This window comes from Caballeronia catudaia (assembly GCF_001544755.2).
Classification (GTDB): domain Bacteria; phylum Pseudomonadota; class Gammaproteobacteria; order Burkholderiales; family Burkholderiaceae; genus Caballeronia; species Caballeronia catudaia.
Genome location: NZ_FCOF02000099.1, coordinates 1 through 5,944, shown reverse-complemented (window position 1 = coordinate 5,944; position 5,944 = coordinate 1). Strand labels below are relative to the sequence as shown.

General features: G+C 58.0%; 5 protein-coding genes. 2 read left to right on the top strand and 3 right to left on the bottom strand.

Going from position 1 to position 5,944, the window contains the following annotated elements:
* The 3 genes from AWB75_RS35925 to AWB75_RS35915 all read right to left on the bottom strand — a co-directional run.
* On the bottom strand, window positions 1–355 hold a 355-nt coding region (locus AWB75_RS35925; protein WP_268807897.1), incomplete at its 3' end, for a pyruvate kinase.
* Between the two features lie 484 nt (window positions 356–839).
* The gene (locus AWB75_RS35920; RefSeq protein WP_061128677.1) at window positions 840–2,249 is read right to left on the bottom strand and encodes a four-carbon acid sugar kinase family protein; all 1,410 of its coding nucleotides are present in this window, start codon (window positions 2,247–2,249) and stop codon (window positions 840–842) included.
* Window positions 2,250–2,255: 6 nt separating this feature from the next.
* Window positions 2,256–3,533 carry a ribulose-bisphosphate carboxylase large subunit family protein gene (locus AWB75_RS35915; RefSeq protein ID WP_061128676.1) on the bottom strand — a complete coding sequence of 426 codons (1,278 nt, stop codon included), beginning with the start codon at window positions 3,531–3,533 and terminating at the stop codon, window positions 2,256–2,258.
* 44 nt (window positions 3,534–3,577) lie between these two features.
* Here AWB75_RS35915 and AWB75_RS35910 point away from each other — a divergent pair, with 44 nt between their 5' ends.
* Window positions 3,578–4,612, top strand: a complete 1,035-nt coding sequence (locus AWB75_RS35910) for a LysR substrate-binding domain-containing protein (RefSeq protein WP_235012427.1) — start codon at window positions 3,578–3,580, stop codon at window positions 4,610–4,612.
* Between the two features lie 208 nt (window positions 4,613–4,820).
* Entirely contained in the window at window positions 4,821–5,600 is a 780-nt protein-coding gene (locus AWB75_RS35905) for an SDR family NAD(P)-dependent oxidoreductase (protein WP_087087193.1), read from the top strand.
* Window positions 5,601–5,944 lie beyond the last annotated feature (344 nt).

The following is a 5,944-nucleotide window of genomic DNA, read 5'->3' as shown; positions in this document are numbered from 1 at the left end:
CGAAGGGCCTTCCTTCATCTTTGGTAAAGCTCCGCAAACATCGGTCGATTGATGCTCGCGTTCTTGGCACACCCCACTCTAAATTCAAAAGAGCCAAAATTTTGAACCTTAGCAGGCCGTCGTTGGCGAGGAAGGTATCGCCGACCGCTGCGACTGCGAAGATTTCCGGGTGCGGAAGACAGACCCGAGACTCGTCGCCGGGCGCGCTATCCAGGTCGAAGCTGAAAGTCTGTCCTGCTCGAAGCTCGACCTTTCCATCTCTGAATCGCGCCACCCGTAGCTTCGGTCCTTGCAGATCAAGCAGTACGCCGATCGGACGAGCATGTCGGGCCTCGATACGTCTAATTGCTGCCAATCATTGAGCCTGTTCCGTGTGGCTGCCGTGGCTCATGGTTCGGTCTGAAAACGTCGGCGCCCGAAATATACAGGCTCTCAATAAGGTTCTCAGATGAGCTAGAAGGTCCGAGGGTCGCAAGAATTTTCGTGGAGCGGTTTCTGTTCATCGATGATGATCTTCAGGTTACGGAGACACTCCCCTTGGGGAGAGAAGAGACGCGGTATCGAAGCGAGCGGAGTGACGCCGCTCGGAAGAGCGAGCAAGTGACCGCCCTCGGACGCGATATTGCAGTGGGTCTCCATCCGGACTGGGAAGTTACGTGATAGAGACCTGACCGCGCGTGACGCGGTGCCAAGGTCTTGCAGTTGCGATCGCCGAGGCCTCAGCCCATTCCGCACTTGGCTGATAGAAAAAAACGGGACCGCGCGTTGAGTCGCGGTTCCCGCCGTGAACATCTACTTTGCGGCATCAGAAAAGGTAGCCACACAATGCGGTGCGACGCTTATCCCGAGGTGCCATCCCGTGCGATGACAAAGAAGTTTTCGTCACCCATTTGCCCGCCTTTCAGAGCGAGCTGAAGGTCTCGTAAATGAGGCTTGTCGGAAAGCACGCGGCACAGCGGCGCGCCTGCAGCGAGGCGGCCGTCGATCTCAAGCGCGTCCGGTCCAAGGACTTGCGTGACTTGACTTGACGTATCGCCGCCGGAAAGGACCAAGCGTCGCAGATGAGTGGCCTCAAGGACTTCATTCGCAACCGCGCCGAGTCGTTGGCCAAGTAATCGACCGCCCTGATGCCGAGCGCCGTCTTGCGTCAGTCCTTTAGCGGTGAAGTACTCAAGCATTTCGGCGATGCGCGTATCGCGCGGTCCGCGGGCTGTGTGCATAATGACACTGCGCCCCTCGCTGAGCAGTGCGATCGCGCGTGCGATGATGCCTTGAACTGTTTGTTGCCACGAGTCTTCGCCAACGAGCGCTTTTGCGTCGATGGCAATGTCGGCAAAGCCTGCGGCGATCGCCGTTTCGATCTGTGCGGACGACAGCGGCGACGCACTGCCAGAAATGGCAAGAATTTGACTGGTGGGCGCGATACGGTCGTACGATCGCTGCTTATTCGGAAGATCGCCGAGTTCACGCCACCATTGGGTCAACGCATATTCGACGCCGGATGAACCAATGGTGAAGATGGAACCGACGGTCTTCGCGTAGCTGTCCAAGATCCGACCGACTTCGGTTAGGTGACGTGGGGTCACCGTATCGAGCAAGATTGCCGCGTCGCCCGTCGAAGTTGCTTCCGACCATGCTCGGTCGACTTCTTCGCGAGCACCCTCCAGGGTTGGCAGGAAGATGCCGGAGAGAGGCAAATCTGTTTGCAACGCCAGATGACGCAAAAGATCGCCCTCGACCATCGGCGTGACCGGGTGGACGCTCATGATCGGATGGCGATCGATTCGATACGTCTTGTTGTCGGTACCGGATCGAGCGAACAAGTTGCCGAACGCGCAGTAGCGCTTCAATGCCGGAGTGCCGGCGACAATCGGAACTGGATGCCTGGTGACTCCAGCGCGGGCTATCTCCAAGGCTTTTCCAATGCTTCCTATCGCTGGGCCGCTATCGAAAGTGGAACAGACTTTGTAGTGAAGGATCGGAGCACTCAGCGCGCATAGAGCCTCGAATACCGATGGGAGGGACGCCTCCATCTCGGACGGGCTCATGCCTCGACTGTCGCCTGCGACACCGATAGCATCAAATCCGCCGAGTTGCGATAGTCTTTCGGACGACGGCGTTTTCAAGAAAAGGGCGCACCGCAGCCCCGCAAAAGCCAGGACTTCCAGAGCGTCTGTCGAGCCGGTAAAGTCGTCGCCGTAGAAGGCCAGCCGCAATGCCGCGTCTGATGGTTCGGATTTTGTACTCATCGCCTATCACGCCGATTGGAAGTGAGACAGCGCAGCACGCAGGGCAGGTCGTGACTCCGCAAAGGTTTTCAGATCGATTCCTTCGACAGCTGCTTCCCACCCTTCTCGCATACTGGCGACGCCCGCGGCGATTCCATGCGGATGTCCGATGATCCCACCGCCGGCCAGATGCATCAGGTCCACGGAGCCTAGCTGAGCGAACAGGTCAGGGGCTTGAGATGCCCACTGGCCTGATGAGAAAACGGGCATCAACGGCTGCACGCCCGCGAACGGTGTCAAACAGGCGCGTGCCGATTCGATGACAGATGCATCCGGCTCCCAGAACTTGCTCCGAATGCCGTTGACGTGCAAGTGGTCCACTCCAGCAAGTCGCCACAACTTCTGGAACGCCTTGAAGGAAAACCCGAGTTGGGGACAGCGAGTGAATGCGCCCCAGCCATTGCGGTGGCCGTGGATAGGTAACTGGGCATGCTTGCGAAGATGCTCGACGCCGGCAAAACCGACCCAATTAATGCAGACCATCACGCACGTACCGCCGGCCCGTAGCACCGCATCGTGTCGCTGGAGCATCTCGTCGATCGTGCCCGAGATATTGATTGCATACATAGGCATGCGGCCCATCCGGTCGGCATGCCGATGCAAGACCGGCATGACGGCTGCGAGCCGCTCGTCGAAGCCCGCGTATCTTGGGTCAGAAAGAAGCTCGTCATCCTTGATGAAGTCAATGTCCGCGGCGCACAGGCTATCGACGATTTCTGCCGTCTGCTCGGGGAGCAAGCCGATGCTCGGCTTGATAATCGTCCCGATCATTGGTCTTTCGTAGACCTTCGCGAAGTCACGCGTTCCGCCGATACCAAATTGAGGCCCGGGGAATTGGGTGGCGTACGTTTCTGGTAGATCAATATCAAGCAGGCGCAGGCCTGTCACCTCGCCCAACTCGAACAGGTTGCCCGCGATAGTGGATAAAAGGGTGGGCAGATTAGGGCCAATGTTGTCCACCGGAAAGGCAATCTCGACCTCGCCTCGGTAATAGACACTTGGCGAACCCTTGCGCTCGACGTGGGCACTCTGTAGCGAAGGCTCGAGAACCGGAGGGTGCGAATCCACCTTAACTACACGAGCGCGGGCGCGATTTTTCAGCGCATCGGTCTCTCCCGGGAGCGCGAGAAACGTTCCGCTGGACTGCTCGCCCGCGATGACTTCGGCGGCCTTAGAAATTGGTACGGAGCTTTCCACGAAATAGCGCGCAGTGAATTCCGCTCTTTGATGGGAGATTTCGACCATGTTTGTCTCTTCGTCCTGGGATGTGCGAGGTGGAGCCGGTACGCGTGCATACCGTGGAAGTACGCGCTTTAGCCGGGTATGCCCAGAATATAGATTTGACGTCTTGCGACATCAAACGATATGATTTCTCCACGCCAAGCGAAAAACTCACAATAGGCGACTTCCGTAAGCAGTGGGCTTCGGGCCCACTAGGAGCCCATGTGCCTCGTCTTTCATTGAATGCGCTGCGAGCCTTTGAAGCCACGGCTCGCCTGCGAAGTTTCGGCGCAGCCGCCGAAGAACTCAGTGTCACGCACGGTGCGGTCAGCAGACACATCCGTGCACTTGAAGACCAACTGGGTGTCCTGCTGCTGTCGCGTAATGCACACTTGACGGAACCGACGCCCGAAGGGGCGCAGATGGCCGAGGGCCTGAGTGTGGCGTTCAACCTTATTCAAAAGACCGTCGATCAGCTAAAGCCGGGGCCGTTGACGCTCTCCTGTTCGGCTTCGATCATGATGTACTGGCTGCTGCCGCGCCTCTCAAAGCTGAAAAATGCGATCCCGTCGCTTGAGTTGAGTTTCAACACGAGTCATGGCGAGATCGACTTCACCCGAGACAAGATAACGGTGGCGATACGGCTTTCCTCCATTCCCGTGCCCAAGGGTGTCACGCCTATCCCGCTGATTGAGGAATGGATCGGACCGGTGTGCTCACCGGAGTACATGCGCGCGAACCGGATCAAAAAGCCGAGCGACCTTGAGCGCGCGCGACTACTAGCAACCAATACGCGACCATCCGCGTGGGCCGACTGGTACGAGGCGGGCTCGACTGCGCTGGAAAACCCGCCTGCAATCGCTGAATCCTTCGACCATTTCTATGTTCAGATCCAGGCCGCCAAGTGCGGATTGGGAGTCGCAGCGGTGCCGAGAATGCTTGTCCGAGACGAACTGGACTCAGCCGGTCTCGTCGCGCCGTTCGGCTTTGTCCGAGGGCCTGTGAGCCTTGTGCTGTGGGTGGCGCCTCATGCGGAAAGTCAGGCGAAAACCGTCGCCTTGGTGGAATGGCTAAAGAGCGAGTTACAGGAGATGGAGGCATGAAGCATATGTCTGCATATTTTCTTGCAGCCGAAACCTGCGCACGCTGTCTGTGACTTTTTTTCACTGTCTGCGGCTTTATTATCCTTTGACCTCGTCCGCCTAGGCTCCAATAATCTCCCCACGGGAAGGCGCGCAGCGTCGTCATTCGAGCGGCTTCCAGTCTTCGCAATCGAAGCCGAACAGCGGTCTTACAGCAAAAGGAGACAACGTGGAACAGGTAAAGCAAAGTGAAGCAAGCCGCGTCGCAGTGGTCACGGGCGGCGCAATGGGCATCGGGGCAGATTCGGCGGAACAGCTTGCAAGACGGGGTTATCACGTTGTTCTTGCGGACATCAATAAAAGCGCGGCGGAAGAAGCGGCGTCGAGTTTTCGGCGCGCGGGCCTGTCGGTGTCGGCTGCTGAGATGGATGTTTCAAACGCCGAATCGATTGCCGCTGCGTTCGATGAGATTGACAAGGCGCATGGGCGTTGCGACGTGTTGGTGAACGGCGCCGGAATTGCGAAGCTGGTGCCATTCATAGACTACCCACTCGACACGTTTCTCAAAACTATGCAGGTCAATGTAACGGGCGCGTTCTTATGCTCCCAACATGCCGCGCGTCTGATGTTAAAGAACCACTGGGGCCGCATAATCAATATAGCTTCGGTGGCAGGCATGCGAGCAGTGGGGAAAGGACGCACGGCCTACGGCACATCGAAAGGCGCGGTCATTGCTCTGACGCGCCAAATGGCGGTGGAACTTTGTGACTACGGCATCACCGCTAACGCAATCGCGCCGGGCCCAGTTGATACGCCGATGACTAAGGCGCTCCACAGCGAAGAATTCCGTGCCGAATACTCAAATGCGATTCCAATGAAGCGTTACGGTACGACGTCCGAAATCGCCGCAGCCGTCTGCTACTTGGCGTCGGAGGAAGCAGGTTATACCAACGGGATCGTGCTTCCGGTAGACGGTGGCTTTCTTGCATGGGGAGCAGGGGCGGTTTGAGCCAGCATTTGAAGGCCTCTCTACAGCAACCGCTGCAGGCAACGGCCGTGGCGCTAACAAGCTATAAATCCATGCGCGTTCGGTGAGGACACCGGCTGAATTGGCTCAGCGGACCGTCGAGCGGTTGCTGACAGATTCAGCAGGTGGACGTCTTTCAGACTGTATCGGCATAGTGGGTGTCGGTCGGCACTCCCGCTACCTGCGAGTGCCGGCTATACCCCTCGAAGCGCCCGTTTGGGTTACGTGAGGCTGAACGGCAAGTTAGGGTGGCGGATTCAACCGGTCGATGCAACACAATAACGCCATGTAAGCGGCGGGAGTGTTGCGATGAAACAGAGACGCCG